The sequence below is a fragment of the Burkholderia sp. Bp9090 genome (genome assembly GCF_003857985.1).
Taxonomy (GTDB): Bacteria; Pseudomonadota; Gammaproteobacteria; order Burkholderiales; family Burkholderiaceae; genus Burkholderia.
The window spans coordinates 47,838-60,847 of sequence record NZ_QTPV01000032.1; the positions used below are offsets into that span (position 1 = coordinate 47,838).

The 13,010-nt window shown below is 68.2% G+C and carries 10 protein-coding genes; 8 read left to right on the plus strand and 2 right to left on the minus strand.

What is annotated here, in order from left to right; all coding sequences use genetic code 11:
* Positions 1-120: 120 nt before the first annotated feature.
* Both alr and DIE16_RS25185 read right to left on the minus strand, forming a co-directional pair.
* Positions 121-1,242 carry an alanine racemase gene (gene alr, locus DIE16_RS25180; RefSeq protein ID WP_124893625.1) on the minus strand — a complete coding sequence of 374 codons (1,122 nt, stop codon included), beginning with the start codon at positions 1,240-1,242 and terminating at the stop codon, positions 121-123.
* Positions 1,243-1,589: 347 nt separating this feature from the next.
* Positions 1,590-2,543 carry a LysR family transcriptional regulator gene (locus DIE16_RS25185; protein ID WP_124488846.1) on the minus strand — a complete coding sequence of 318 codons (954 nt, stop codon included), beginning with the start codon at positions 2,541-2,543 and terminating at the stop codon, positions 1,590-1,592.
* Between the two features lie 119 nt (positions 2,544-2,662).
* On the opposite strand from DIE16_RS25185, the gene DIE16_RS25190 reads away from it, so the two are divergent.
* The 8 genes from DIE16_RS25190 to lpxO all read left to right on the plus strand — a co-directional run bounded on the left by DIE16_RS25190 (position 2,663) and on the right by lpxO (position 12,869).
* Positions 2,663-6,205, plus strand: a complete 3,543-nt coding sequence (locus DIE16_RS25190; protein WP_124893626.1) for an ABC transporter ATP-binding protein — start codon at positions 2,663-2,665, stop codon at positions 6,203-6,205.
* A gap of 355 nt (positions 6,206-6,560) precedes the next feature.
* Positions 6,561-7,313, plus strand: a complete 753-nt coding sequence (glnH, locus tag DIE16_RS25195; protein WP_044843946.1) for a glutamine ABC transporter substrate-binding protein GlnH — start codon at positions 6,561-6,563, stop codon at positions 7,311-7,313.
* A 66-nt stretch (positions 7,314-7,379) separates the two neighbouring features.
* On the plus strand, positions 7,380-8,036 hold the full coding sequence (glnP, locus tag DIE16_RS25200) for a glutamine ABC transporter permease GlnP (protein ID WP_044843947.1): 657 nt from the start codon (positions 7,380-7,382) through the stop codon (positions 8,034-8,036).
* Positions 8,033-8,761, plus strand: a complete 729-nt coding sequence (gene glnQ, locus DIE16_RS25205) for a glutamine ABC transporter ATP-binding protein GlnQ (protein WP_014899691.1) — start codon at positions 8,033-8,035, stop codon at positions 8,759-8,761. The genes glnP and glnQ overlap by 4 nt, the downstream gene beginning before the upstream one ends.
* A gap of 20 nt (positions 8,762-8,781) precedes the next feature.
* On the plus strand, positions 8,782-9,831 hold the full coding sequence (locus tag DIE16_RS25210; protein WP_124667697.1) for a C45 family peptidase: 1,050 nt from the start codon (positions 8,782-8,784) through the stop codon (positions 9,829-9,831).
* 14 nt (positions 9,832-9,845) lie between these two features.
* Complete coding sequence (locus DIE16_RS25215) at positions 9,846-11,180, plus strand: aspartate aminotransferase family protein (protein ID WP_124893627.1); 1,335 nt, start codon at positions 9,846-9,848, stop codon at positions 11,178-11,180.
* Positions 11,181-11,205: 25 nt separating this feature from the next.
* Positions 11,206-11,760 (plus strand): carboxymuconolactone decarboxylase family protein, encoded by a 555-nt coding sequence (locus DIE16_RS25220; protein WP_124488841.1) that lies wholly within the window; start codon positions 11,206-11,208, stop codon positions 11,758-11,760.
* A 209-nt stretch (positions 11,761-11,969) separates the two neighbouring features.
* Positions 11,970-12,869: a lipid A hydroxylase LpxO gene (gene lpxO, locus DIE16_RS25225; protein WP_124893628.1), complete on the plus strand. Its 900-nt coding sequence runs from the start codon at positions 11,970-11,972 to the stop codon at positions 12,867-12,869.
* Positions 12,870-13,010 lie beyond the last annotated feature (141 nt).

The window sequence follows — 13,010 nt, forward strand, 5'->3', positions numbered from 1 at the left end:
AAGCAGGCCGCAAAAGCAGACCGCACAAAACAAGCGGACCGCCCGACGCGGCCCGCAAGCGGATTCCGAGCGTCCGGATGCGCAGCGACCCGCGAGCGTGCCGCCGCATCCGCGCCCCGGTTATCGCCCGTAGCTGCCCGTGCGCGGCGCCGGCTGCACCGTCGACGCGTCGGACAGCACGACCACGACCGGCACGCGGCGCGCGAGCGCGCACATCAGCTCGTAGCCGATCGTGCCGCTGGCTTCCGCGACGTCGTCGACCTTCACCTGATCGCCCCACAGCTCGACGCTCGAGCCGATGCCCGCGTCCGGGCACGGCGTCAGATCGACGGTCAGCATGTCCATCGACACGCGGCCGACGACGCGCGTCATCACGCCGTCCACCGCGATCGGCGTCCCGGTCGGCGCGTGGCGCGGATAGCCGTCCGCATAGCCGCACGCGACGACGCCGATCCGCATCGGCTGGTCGGCGGTGAAGCGGCGGCCGTAGCCGACCGTTTCTTCCGGCGCGAGCGTCTGCACGCCGATGATCTTGCTGGTCAGCGTCATCGCGGCCATCAGCGGCGTGTCGGCGATGTGCCCCGACGCGCCGGTCGGCGACGCGCCATACAGGATCGTGCCAGGCCGAACCCAGTCGCGATGCGCGCGCGGATGCCACAGCACGGCCGCCGAATTCGATGTCGAGCGCTCGCCCGGAATCCCGGCGGTGGCCGCATCGAACTGCTCGAGCTGCCAGTCGACTTCGCCTTCGTCGGCGTTTGCGAAATGCATCATCAGCGTGATCTTGCCGATCGACGGCGCGGCCGCGGCGCGCTCCCACGCGGCACGGAATGCGTGGGGCCGGTAGCCGAGCCGGTTCATCCCGGAGTTCATCTTCAGCTGGATGTCGATCGGTTGCCGAGGCTTCGCGGCGATCAGCAGGTCGAGCTGCGCGTCGCAGTGCACGGCCACCGTCAGCCGGTAACGATCGGCCAGTTCGACGTCGGCCGGCTCGAAGATGCCTTCGAGCAGCAGCACCGGCTTGTCCCAGCCGAGTTCCCGCACACGCACGGCTTCGTCGAGATCGAGCAGCGCGATGCCGTCGGCGGCCGCGAGGCCCGGGTAGATCCGCTCGATCCCGTGACCGTAGGCGTTGGCCTTGATCACGGCCCATACGCGCGATTGCGCGGCGGTGCGGCGGATGAAGTCGAGGTTGTGGCGGACGGCGTCGGGACGGATATGGGCGACGATGGGACGGGGCATGGACGGGCTCGGGTCGAAAGTCGTTCGGTACGCGCGCGGGGGCGCGGGTCAGCGGCCGGTGCGTTGCGCACCCAGCCAGTGTTGAGCGCTATCTTATTGGTGTTCGACCAGTTTTAATTAACGTATTTGTCGGCGATTTGGTGGAATTTTTTGTGCCGGACCCATGTCGACACGGCCTTCGCCAGCCTGCCTTGCCGAGTCTCCCCTCCAGAAAACCGGTGCGCGAACGGCGCGGCGCAGTGCCAAGCGCTGCGTGCCCCTGTCATTGATCGATGTGCTGTTCTTCGCGAAGCCGTGACGCCGCAACGGACTGCCGACACGCGCGCCAGCATCCGGATGCGGGCGCGCTACGCACCGCCCGCGTCGCGCGCGTGACTGTCGTTGGATGCGGGTGCAACGATCTTCGCGCGCTGGAGCGGCGGGGCATCGGCTTCGCGGCGCAGGAACGCGATCAACGGATCGAGCAGCCGGTGCCGTGCCGACGGATTGCGGCGCAGCACGAAGCGCCACGACGCATCGCGCTCGAGGCCCGGCACCAGCGGCACCAGGCGGCCGCTGCGCAGTTCGGGCTCGATCAGCGGCACACGGCCGAGCGCGATGCCCGCGCCGCCCACCGCCGCGCCGATCACCTGGCTGAAACTGCTGTAACGGACGATCTTCGTCTCGAAGTCGTCCGGCAGGCCGAAGTGCACGGCCCAGTTGCGCCAGTCGATCTCGGGGCTGTCCTCGTGCATCTCCTGCAGCAGCCGCGAGCGGCACACGTAGCCGGATGCGTACGGGAACAGCTCGGGGCTGCACACCGGGAACACGGTTTCCCGCATCAGGATGTCGTCGTCGGCGCGCAGCCGGTGCGCGGGCACGTGCACGATCGCGAGATCGACGCCGCTGCGCGCGAAATCCGGTTCGTCGTCGACCACGATGGCATGCAGCGGCGTGTCGGGATGAAGCGACGAAAATTCCGCGAGACGGCGCGCGAGCCACATCGACGAAAACGGCGCGTTGGCGGACACCGTCAGCCGTTGCGCGGTGGTGCCGCGAATCTCGGCGCACGCGTCGGTCAGCTTCGACAGCGCATCGCTGACGGCCGGCAGCAGGCGGGCGCCCGCTTGCGTGAGGCCGATGCCGCCGAGCCCCGTGCTGCGTTCGAGCAGGCGGGTACCCAGCGATTCCTCGAGCGCGCGGATCTGGTGACTGATCGCGCTCGTCGACACGTTCAGCTCGGCCGCCGCGCGCGCGAACCCGCCGAGGCGGACGGCCGCCTCGAAAGCACGCAGCGCGCTGAGGGGAGGGAGGTGCGACATGCGGGGTATTGTAGTTGACTCAACACCCGTTGAAAAATCATCTTTTGCCGCGCGTCGGGGGTGCGGGTAGCCTTGGTCCGGTCAATCGAATCGCAACGAAAAACCGACCGGAGGGCTTCATGTATTTCGACCGACGACTATGGGCGATGATGGCGGGATTGCGCTGGCGGGTCGCCGCCGCGGTCGCGCTCGGGCTGCTCGCGATGGGTGTCGGCATCCTGCGGTTCGTGTTTCTCGGCCGTGTGCTCGCGCTCGTCTTTGCCGGCGCGCCGGCGCGCGATATCGCCGAAACCGTCGTTGCAACCGCGGCCTGCGTGCTGCTGCGCGCATGGCTCGACCATCGTCGCGCGGTGCTCGCGCAGCACACGGCCGGGCGCGTACAGTCCACGCTGCGCGCGCGGCTGTTCGACCGGATCGCGGCGCTCGGCCCCGCATGGTTCAGCGGCGAGCGCACGGGCGGCGTGATGCTGGCCGTCGTCGACGGCGTCGAACAGCTGCAGACCTTCTTCGGCGTCTACCTGCCGCAGCTCGTGATCGCCGCGTGCGCGCCGGTGATGATCTTCGCGCTGCTCGCATGGTGGGACGTGCCGACGGCCGCGATCCTGCTGGTTGCGGCGCTCGTCACGCTCGCGCTGCCGCAACTCGTGCATCGCGCCGACCGGCGCGCGGCGCTCGCCCGCTCGGCCGCGTTCAAGGCGTTCGGAGAGGAGTTTCTCGACGCGGTGCAGGGCCTGCCGACGCTGAAGGCGTTCGGGCAGAGCGGCGCGTTCGGCGCGAAGCTGGCGGCGAAGGCGCGCGCATTGTCCGACAGCACGTTCTGGGTGCTCGCGCTCGGGCTGCTGACGCGGCTCTTCACCGATCTCGGCACCGGCCTCGGCGCGGCGGCGGCGATCGCGGTCGGCGCATGGCGCGTGCGCCACGGCGACATGAGCCTCGAGGCGCTGCTGATCGTGCTGATGGCCGGCAGCGAAATCTTCCGGCCGCTGCGCGACCTGCGCGGCGTGCTGCACCAGGGGATGATCGGCCAGTCGGCGGCGAACGCGATTCACGCGCTGCTCGATGCGGGCAGCGACACGCCGGCCGCCGCGGCGCCGCGCGTGCCGCACCTGCGGCCGGAGATCGTGTTCGACGGCGTCAGCTTCGCGTATCCGGGGCGTCGCGCGGATGCGCATGCGGCGCTGGGCTTCACGGTGCGCGAAGGCGAGACGGTCGCGATCGTCGGCCCGAGCGGCGCGGGCAAGTCGACCATCGTGCGCCTGCTGCTGCGCCAGCACGATGCGCAGGGCGGCACGATCCGCATCGGCGGGCACGACGTGCGCACGCTCGACGCCGATCAGGTGCGCGAGATGATCGCGGTGGTCGCGCAGGACGCGACGCTGTTCGACGGCAGCGTCGCCGACAACCTGCGGCTCGGCCGGACCGACGCGAGCGACGCGGACATGATCGCGGCCGCGCGAGCCGCCAACGCGCACGATTTCATCTCGGCGCTGCCCGACGGCTATGCGACGCGCATCGGCGAACGCGGGCTGATGCTGTCGGGCGGCCAGCGCCAGCGGATCGCGATCGCGCGCGCACTGTTGCGCGATGCGCCGATCCTGCTGCTCGACGAGGCGCTGTCGTCGGTCGATGCGGAGAACGAAGCGCTGATCCAGCAGGCGCTCGACCGGCTCACGCGCGGGCGTACGACGCTCGTGCTCGCGCACCGGCTGTCCAGCGTGATCGGCGCCGATCGCATCCTGGTGCTCGACCAGGGGCGAGTGGTCGACGCGGGCACGCACGCGGAACTGATCGCGCGCGACGGCCCGTATCGCCAGCTGATGGGGCCGCAGCTGGAGGCAGCCGCCGAAGCCGTCGGCACGGCCGCGATGGCCGGCGGCGCGGGCGCGCGTGCTGCATCGGGCCCGCAGGTCAGGCCGCTGAACGACGACGCGGCGACGATCGGCTGGCCCGAAACGTTGCGCGCGCTGCTGCGCTTCGTCGGTCCGTGGAAGGGCAAGGTCCTGTTGACCGTGCTGTTCGGGATCGGCCGCGTGCTCGCGTTCATCGGCGTCGGCGTGATCGGTGCGCGGGTGGTCGGCGGCGTGTCGGACGGACACGCGAACGGCGCGCTCGTCGCGGCGCTGCTGGTCGTCGCGCCGGTCGCGGCGGTGCTGCACTGGCTCGAATCGTGGCTCGCGCACGACATCGCGTACCGGCTGCTCGCCGAGATGCGCATCGCGCTGTTCGCGACGCTCGAACGGCTCGCGCCGGCCGGTTTGCTGCGGCGCCGCTCCGGCGATCTGGTCGCGCTCGCGACGCAGGACGTCGAGACCGTCGAATACTTCTATGCGCATACGCTCGCGCCGGCGTTCGTCGCGGTGCTGGTGCCGGCCGGCGTGCTGGTGCTGCTCGCGTCGGTCGCATGGCCGCTCGCGCTGGTGTTGCTGCCGTTCCTGCTGTGGGCCGGGCTGGCGCCCGTGCTGGCGCGGCGCGACGTCGACCGGCTCGGCACCGGCGCACGCGAGGCGCTCGGCCTGCTCGGCGCGCACCTGACCGAAACGATCCAGGGGCTCGCGGAACTGACCGCGTTCCAGGCACTCGCGCGCCGGCGTGCCGCGTTCGTCGCGCAAGCCGACGCGTACCGGCAGCAGCGCGCGAAGCTGCTCGACGATCTGTCGGCGCAGAGCGCCGCGCTCGAAGTCGCGAGCGGGCTCGGCGGGCTGGCCGTCGCGGCGCTCGGTGCGCTGCTGTGCGCGCGCGGCTGGTTCGCGCACGAAGCGTTGCCGCTGCTGGTGCTAGTCGCGGTGGCCGCCTTCATGCCGGTGGCCGAGATCGGCCAGGTCGCGCGGCAGCTGGCCGACACGATTGCATCGACGCGGCGCTTGCGCGCGCTCGAGAAGGAGCCGGTGACGGTCGTCGACGGCGCGCATGCGCTGTCCGGCGACGCGACCGTGCGGTTCGAGGACGCGGGCTTCACGTACCCGGGCCGCGGCGTGCCGGCGATCGATCGCGTGAGTTTCGAGGTGCCGCCCGGCAGCACGGTCGCGCTGGTGGGCGCATCGGGCGCCGGCAAGTCGACCGTCGCGAGCCTGCTGCTGCGCTTCTGGGATCCGCAGCACGGGCGCGTGACGCTGGGCGGCGTCGACCTGCGCGATCTGCGGCTCGACGATCTGCGCCGGCACATCGCGCTGGTCGCGCAGGATACCTATCTGTTCAACGACACGCTCGAGGCGAACATCCGCCTCGCGGCGCACGATGCATCGGACGAGGACGTCCAGCGCGCGATCGACCACGCGGCACTGGGCGCATTCGTCGCGCGGCTGCCCGACGGGCTCGAGACGCGGGTCGGCGAGCGCGGCGTGCAGCTGTCCGGCGGACAGCGCCAGCGCGTCGCGATCGCCCGTGCGTTCCTGAAGGATGCGCCGGTGCTGATCCTCGACGAAGCGACGTCCCACCTCGACACGATCAGCGAGCAGCAGATCCGCGCGGCGCTGGAGGATCTGATGGCCCAGCGGACGTCGATCATCATCGCGCACCGGCTGTCGACCGTGCGCAACGCGGACACGATCCTCGTGCTCGAGCACGGCAGGATCATCGAGGCGGGAACACATGCGGCGCTGATCGCGCGGCAGGGTGCGTATGCGCGGCTGGTTTCGCATCAGGCGAGCGGGGTGGCGGCGTAACGGATGTCGTGTTGAAGTCATGCCGGGCGGCGTGGCCGCTCGAAGTTCATTCCGTTCGTTGAGCGGCGGCGGTTGCCGGCAAATACCGCTCGCCCGCCTCATCCCCGAGTCCAGGGCCCGCCGCGCGCTCCCGCCGTCATTCCCCCGCCTTTTCCTCTGACCAATCCCGCCCGTCCCGCGCGGGTTTGTCTCGATGCAATTACTTGTTGCGCGTTTTTTTGTTGTCGTAGTATCCGTGTTGACAACACTTGTTGCACTAAGGTCTAATTCAACATCGCATGTTGCGGTGCGGCTTGATGTCGTCGTTCCCCGGCCAGCCGGCCGGTTACATCGCTCAACCATGCGGAGAAAAGCCATGAGTCGCCGTTCCTTCCTGAAAGCCGTCGCGGTGGTCGCCGCGCTCGGCGCCAGCATCGCGCACGCGGATACCAAGACGCTCGTCGTCGGGACCGATACGTCGTTCATGCCGTTCGAGTTCAAGCAGGGCGACAAGTACGTCGGCTTCGATCTCGACCTGTGGGCGGAGATCGCGAAGGACCAGGGCTGGAAATACACGATCCAGCCGATGGATTTCGCGGGCCTGATCCCGGCGCTGCAGACGCAGAACATCGACGTCGCGCTGTCGGGGATGACCATCAAGGAAGAGCGCAAGAAGGCGATCGACTTCTCCGCGCCGTACTACGACAGCGGGCTCGCGGCGATGGTGCAGGCCGACAACACGTCGATCAAGTCGATCGACGACCTGAACGGCAAGGTGATCGCAGCGAAGACGGGCACCGCGACGATCGACTGGATCAAGGCGCACCTGAAGCCGAAGGAGATCCGCCAGTTCCCGAACATCGACCAGGCGTACCTCGCACTCGAGGCCGGCCGCGTCGACGCGGCGATGCACGACACGCCGAACGTGCTGTTCTTCGTGAACAACGAAGGCAAGGGCAAGGTGAAGGTCGCGGGCCAGCCGGTGAGCGGCGACAAGTACGGGATCGGCTTCCCGAAGGGCAGCCCGCTCGTGCCGAAGGTCAACGCGTCGCTCGTGAAGATCAAGTCCGACGGCCGCTACGCGCAGATCTACAAGAAGTGGTTCGGCGCCGAGCCGCCGAAACTGTGAGCGTGACGGCGCAACAGGGCGCGGCCGGGCGGCCGCGCCGGTCTTGAATCGAACGGGGAGCGACACGTGAATTTCGATTGGTCGGCGATCTGGGCGGCGTTGCCGGACCTGATGGACGGGGTCCGGTTGACGGTGTTCATCGCATTTTTCGGGCTGGTGGGCGGGTTCGTCGTCGGGATGATCGCGGGCATGTTCCGCGCATACGGACCGAAGGCGATGAACGTGCTCGCACAAGTTTATATTGAACTGATCCGCGGTACGCCGATCGTCGTGCAGGTGATGTTCCTGTACTTCGCGCTGCCGCTGCTCGCGCATATCCGCATCGACGGCCTGACGGCCGCGATCATCGCGATCACGGTGAATTCCGGCGCGTATCTCGCGGAAGTGGTGCGCGGCGCGCTGCTGTCGATCCCGAAGGGGCTGACGGAAGCGGGGCTCGCGATGGGCCTGTCGATGCCGCGCGTGCTGCTGAAGGTGGTCGGGCCGCTCGCGTTCCGCCGGCTGATTCCGCCGCTCGGCAACCAGTGCATCGTGAGCCTGAAGGACACGTCGCTGTTCATCGTGATCGGCGTCGGCGAACTGACGCGCAAGGGACAGGAAATCATTGCCGGCAATTTCCAGGCCGTCGAAATCTGGACCGCGGTGGCCATCATCTACCTGATGCTGACCGGCGCGATGACGCTGACGCTGCGGCTCGTCGAAAAGCGCATGAGGATCCTATGAGCATGATCGAATTCCAGAACGTGTCGAAGAGCTTCGGCCATGTGCCGGTGCTCAAGCATATCGACCTGAAGATCGACGCGGGCGAAGTCGTGGTCGTGATCGGTCCGTCGGGCTCGGGCAAGTCGACGATGTTGCGCTGTATCAACGCGCTCGAGAAAATCACCGGCGGCGAGCTGCTGGTCGACGGCCAGAGCGTGCGCGGCAACGCGTCGACGATTCGCAACATCCGGCTCGAGGCCGGCATGGTGTTCCAGCAGTTCAACCTGTTTCCGCAGATGACCGCGCTCGAGAACGTGATGTTCGGGCCGATCCAGGTGCGCGGCGCGTCGCGCGCCGACGCGCGCGACCAGGCGATGGCGCTGCTCGACAAGGTGGGCCTTGAATCGCGCGCGAATCATTACCCGTCGGAGCTGTCGGGCGGCCAGCAGCAGCGTGTCGCGATCGCGCGTGCGCTCGCGATCCGGCCGCGGCTGATGCTGTTCGACGAGCCCACCTCCGCGCTCGATCCGGAATTGCGCCACGAAGTGCTGAAAGTGATGCAGGATCTCGCAACCGAAGGGATGACGATGATCGTCGTCACGCACGAGATCGGCTTCGCGAAGCGGGTCGGCACGCGGCTCCTGTTCATGGATCAGGGCGGCATCGCCGAGGACGGCCATCCGGTCGACCTGATCGACCGGCCGCCGACACCGCGCCTGAAGGAATTCCTGAAACACGTGTCCTGAACGAAACCGAATTGCCCGACATGCCGCTTTCCCTTTCCCCCGTCATCGCCGGCACGCCATTCGACATCGGCGTGCGTCTCGGCGAGCTTGCCCGCCCCGTGTTCGATGCGTACATGCAGCAGAGCAGCGCATGGCAGGCCGTGCGCCGCTGGCGCGGCCATCCGTTCGTCGCCGCGCTGCGGCAGGCCGCGCTGGCCGCGTACCCCGACCTCGTCGCGGAACTGGACGGGATCGCGGCGGGCGTCGGCTGGCCGGCGGAGGACATCTTCCTGTGGAACTGCCGCGGCGAACTGATCCATAACGCGCCCGACGGCTGCACGACGCTCGCCGGGCGCGACGCGCACGGCACGCGCTGGATCGCGCACAACGAGGACGGCGATCCGTACCTGCGCGAGCGTTGCCTGCTGGTCGACGTGCAGCCGCAGGGCAAGCCGGGCTTCATCAGCTTCTATTACCCGGGCTCGCTGCCCGGCCATACGTTCGCCGCGAACCGCGCGGGCATCGCGCAGGCGATCAACAACCTGCGGATCCGCACGCCCGCGGCCGGCGTGCCGCGGATGATCCTCGCGCGTGCGGTGCTCGATGCGACGTCGCTCGACGCAGCCGCCGACGCGCTGCGCACCCATGCGCGCGCGAGCGGCTTTCACCACACGCTCGGCGCGACCGGCGATACGCGGCTCCTGAGCATCGAGGCGAGCGTCGCGCGCTGTTCGGTCGTCGACGTTTCGAAACTCAGCGGCCACGCGAATCATCTCGTGCATCCGGGCTGCGAGGCAGAAGCGCAGATCGTCACGCAATCGTCCGGCGATCGCCAGCGGCGCGTCGATGCGCTGACGCCGGCCATCGATGCGATCGACGAAGCCGCGCTGCTGCGCGTGCTCGGCGATCGCGCACCGGAAGGGCTGCCGATCTATCGCGACGATCCGGCCGATCCCGACGACGAAAACACGCTGGCGACCGCCGTGTTCGCGATTCGCGACACCGCGATCGACTTCACCGTTCATCAACACGGCACGCAGCGCTTCGCGACGCGCATCGTGCCGTCCGCGCACGCGCCCCGCGCGTCCTGACCATGAGGCAACGCATGACGACCGTTTTCCATCGCGCTCCGCGCGCCACCTTGCCCGTCGCCGTCGCAGGCGACGGCATCGAGATCATCGATTCGACCGGCAAACGCTATATCGACGCATGCGGCGGCGCGGCCGTGTCGTGCCTCGGGCACAGCAACCAGCGCGTGATCGATGCGATCAAGCGGCAGGCGCAGCAACTGCCGTATGCGCATACGTCGTTCTTCACGAGCGAGGTGGCCGAGGAGCTGGCCGACCGGCTCGTCGAGGCCGCGCCGGCCGGCCTCGAACACGTGTATTTCGTGTCGGGCGGATCGGAGGCGGTCGAAGCCGCATTGAAGCTCGCGCGCCAGTATTTCGTCGAAAAGGGCGAGCCGCAACGCCGCCATTTCATCGCACGCCGCCAGAGCTATCACGGCAACACGCTCGGCGCACTCGCGATCGGCGGCAACGCATGGCGGCGCGAGCCGTTCCTGCCGCTTCTGATCGAAGCGCACCACGTGAGCCCGTGCTATGCGTATCGCGACCAGCAGGCGGGAGAAACCGACGAAGCGTATGCGCAGCGCCTGGCCGACGAACTGGAGCAGAAGATCGTCGAACTCGGCGCGGAAAACGTCGCGGCGTTCGTCGCGGAGACGGTGGTCGGCGCGACGGCCGGCGCGGTGCCGCCGGTGCGTACCTACCTGAAGAAGATCCGCGCGGTGTGCGACAAGTACGGCGTGCTGCTGATTCTCGATGAAATCATGTCGGGGATGGGGCGTACCGGTTACCTGTTCGCATGCGACGAAGACGGAGTCGCGCCCGACCTGCTGACGATCGCGAAAGGGCTCGGCGCGGGTTACCAGCCGATCGGCGCGACACTGGTGAGCGATCGCATCTACCGGACGATCGTCGACGGCTCGGGCTTTTTCCAGCACGGCCATACGTATCTCGGCCACGCAACCGCCTGTGCGGCCGCGCTCGAAGTGCAGCGCGTGATCGCCGAAGAGAAGCTGCTCGACAACGTGCAGGCGCGCGGCGAGCAACTGCGGGCGTCGCTGCGCGAGCAGTACGGTGCGCATCCGCATGTCGGCGACGTGCGCGGCCGCGGGCTGTTCGTCGGCGTCGAGCTCGTGCGCGATCGCGACAGCAAGGCGACGTTCGATCCCGCGCTGAAGCTGCATGCGGCGGTCAAGCGCGAGGCGATGCAGCGCGGCCTGATGGTGTATCCGATGGGCGGCACGATCGACGGCGTGCACGGCGATCACATCCTGGTCGCACCGCCGTTCGTCTGCACCGCGCAGCAGATCGACACGATCGTCGAGCGGCTGTCCGGCGCGATCGACGCGGCGCTCGCGTCGGCCGGCGCGTGAATCACGACCTCACCGAACCCTCGCCATGACTGACAGACTGCCTCCCTTCGATCCCGCATCGGCCACCGACGAGCAGAAGGCCGTGCTCGCGGACATTCTCAGCGGCCCGCGCGGCAACCTGAACGGGCCGTTCCTCGGCTGGATCGCGAGCCCTGAGCTTGCGCAGCACGCGCAGCGGCTCGGCGCGTTCTGCCGCTATCGCACGGGTTTGCCGCTGCGGCTGTCGGAACTCGCGATTCTCGTGACGGCCGCGCGCTGGCGCTCGCAGGCCGAGTGGCACATCCACCATCCGATCGCGCTCGATGCCGGCGTGCCGGCCGCGACGGCCGAAGCGATCCGCCGTGGCGTCGAGCCGGCATTCGAATCGGACGACGATGCGCTGATCCATGCGTTCGCGACCGAGCTGTACGACACGCGGCGCGTGAGCGACGCGACGTTCGCGCGCGCGCAGGCGCGATTCGGCCACGAGACCGTGGTGAACCTCGTCGCGCTGCTCGGCTATTACGCGCTCGTGGCGATGACGCTCAACACGTTCGGTATGCGCGCTGACGGACAAACTGAGTTACCGTTTCCGGAATAATCGCCGCATGCGCGCGGGTCGGCAGCATGCCGCGCGCGCATTCCGGTTGCGCCGAAAAGCCCGTCGGCACGGGCTTTTCGGCGTGCCGGGATGATTCGATCAGCATCCTCTGCGCGTCTTGCCGACGCACCTCGCACCGCCTGCGCTTCAGCGCAGGAAATTTTCCCCGTACCTAGAATTCCGTAAAACAACTTACGGGGGAAATATCGATGCGCTGGGTCCTGTTGATCGTGTTCATTGCGTGTGTCGTCCATACGCACCGGCGCGGCAAGGTTCGGCACAGGTTGTTCAGGCAACTATCCGATCACTCGACCTTCACCGCGCCGCTGAACTGCTTTTCCTACGCGTTCTCGTCGGTGCCGACCACGCCGTTTCTCGACACGCGGCACTTTCCGGAACTCGCCGTGCTGCAGCGCGAATGGCGGACCTTCCGCGAGGAGGCGCTCGCGTTGCGCGATGCCAGCCGGATCAAGGCGTCGGGCGAGTACAACGACATCGGCTTCAATTCGTTCTTTCGCAACGGCTGGAAGCGCTTCTATCTGAAGTGGTACAACGCGCCGCATCCGTCCGCGCAGGCGCTGTGTCCGCGCACGGTCGAGATCCTGTCGCGGATTCCGTCGATCAAGGCCGCGATGTTCGCGCAGTTGCCGCCGGGCGGCAAGCTCGGCCTGCATCGCGATCCATATGCGGGCTCGCTGCGCTACCACCTCGGGCTGGACACGCCGAACGACGACGCGTGCCGGATCGTCGTCGACGGCGAGTCGTATGCATGGCGCGACGGCGAGGCCGTGATGTTCGACGAGACCTATCTGCACTGGGCCGAGAATCGCACCGCGCACGATCGCGTGATCCTGTTCTGCGACATCGACCGCCCGATGAAATATCGTTGGGCGCAGCGCATCAACGATGCGTTCGGGCAACTGCTGATGCGCGCGGCCGCGTCGCCGAACGAAACGGGCGACCGCACGGGCGGGCTCAATCATGCATTCAAGTACCTGTATGCGATTCGCCGCGCCGGCAAGCGGCTGAAGGCGTGGAATCGCACCGTGTACTACGTCGTCAAGTGGGCGCTGTTCGGCGGGATCGCGGTCGCGATCTTCTGCATCTGATGGCGAAAGGCAGACGGTGCCGAACCGTCAGACGATAGGGCGCGCAGCATCATACGGCCTCCGCGCTCTTGGGGTCGACGTCAATGCAACCAATTGTATTCGTGCGGGATCATGCGCGAACGCACGCGTATCATGGCTTGT

Bases quoted from the DNA above. Each gene is read 5' to 3' on its own strand.
- alr (WP_124893625.1), bottom strand. From the start codon at position 1,242: ATGCCCCGTCCCATCGTCGCCCATATCCGTCCCGACGCCGTCCGCCAC.
- DIE16_RS25185 (WP_124488846.1), bottom strand. From the start codon at position 2,543: ATGTCGCACCTCCCTCCCCTCAGCGCGCTGCGTGCTTTCGAGGCGGCC.
- DIE16_RS25190 (WP_124893626.1), top strand. From the start codon at position 2,663: ATGTATTTCGACCGACGACTATGGGCGATGATGGCGGGATTGCGCTGG.
- glnH (WP_044843946.1), top strand. From the start codon at position 6,561: ATGAGTCGCCGTTCCTTCCTGAAAGCCGTCGCGGTGGTCGCCGCGCTC.
- glnQ (WP_014899691.1), top strand. From the start codon at position 8,033: ATGAGCATGATCGAATTCCAGAACGTGTCGAAGAGCTTCGGCCATGTG.
- DIE16_RS25210 (WP_124667697.1), top strand. From the start codon at position 8,782: ATGCCGCTTTCCCTTTCCCCCGTCATCGCCGGCACGCCATTCGACATC.
- DIE16_RS25215 (WP_124893627.1), top strand. From the start codon at position 9,846: ATGACGACCGTTTTCCATCGCGCTCCGCGCGCCACCTTGCCCGTCGCC.
- DIE16_RS25220 (WP_124488841.1), top strand. From the start codon at position 11,206: ATGACTGACAGACTGCCTCCCTTCGATCCCGCATCGGCCACCGACGAG.
- lpxO (WP_124893628.1), top strand. From the start codon at position 11,970: ATGCGCTGGGTCCTGTTGATCGTGTTCATTGCGTGTGTCGTCCATACG.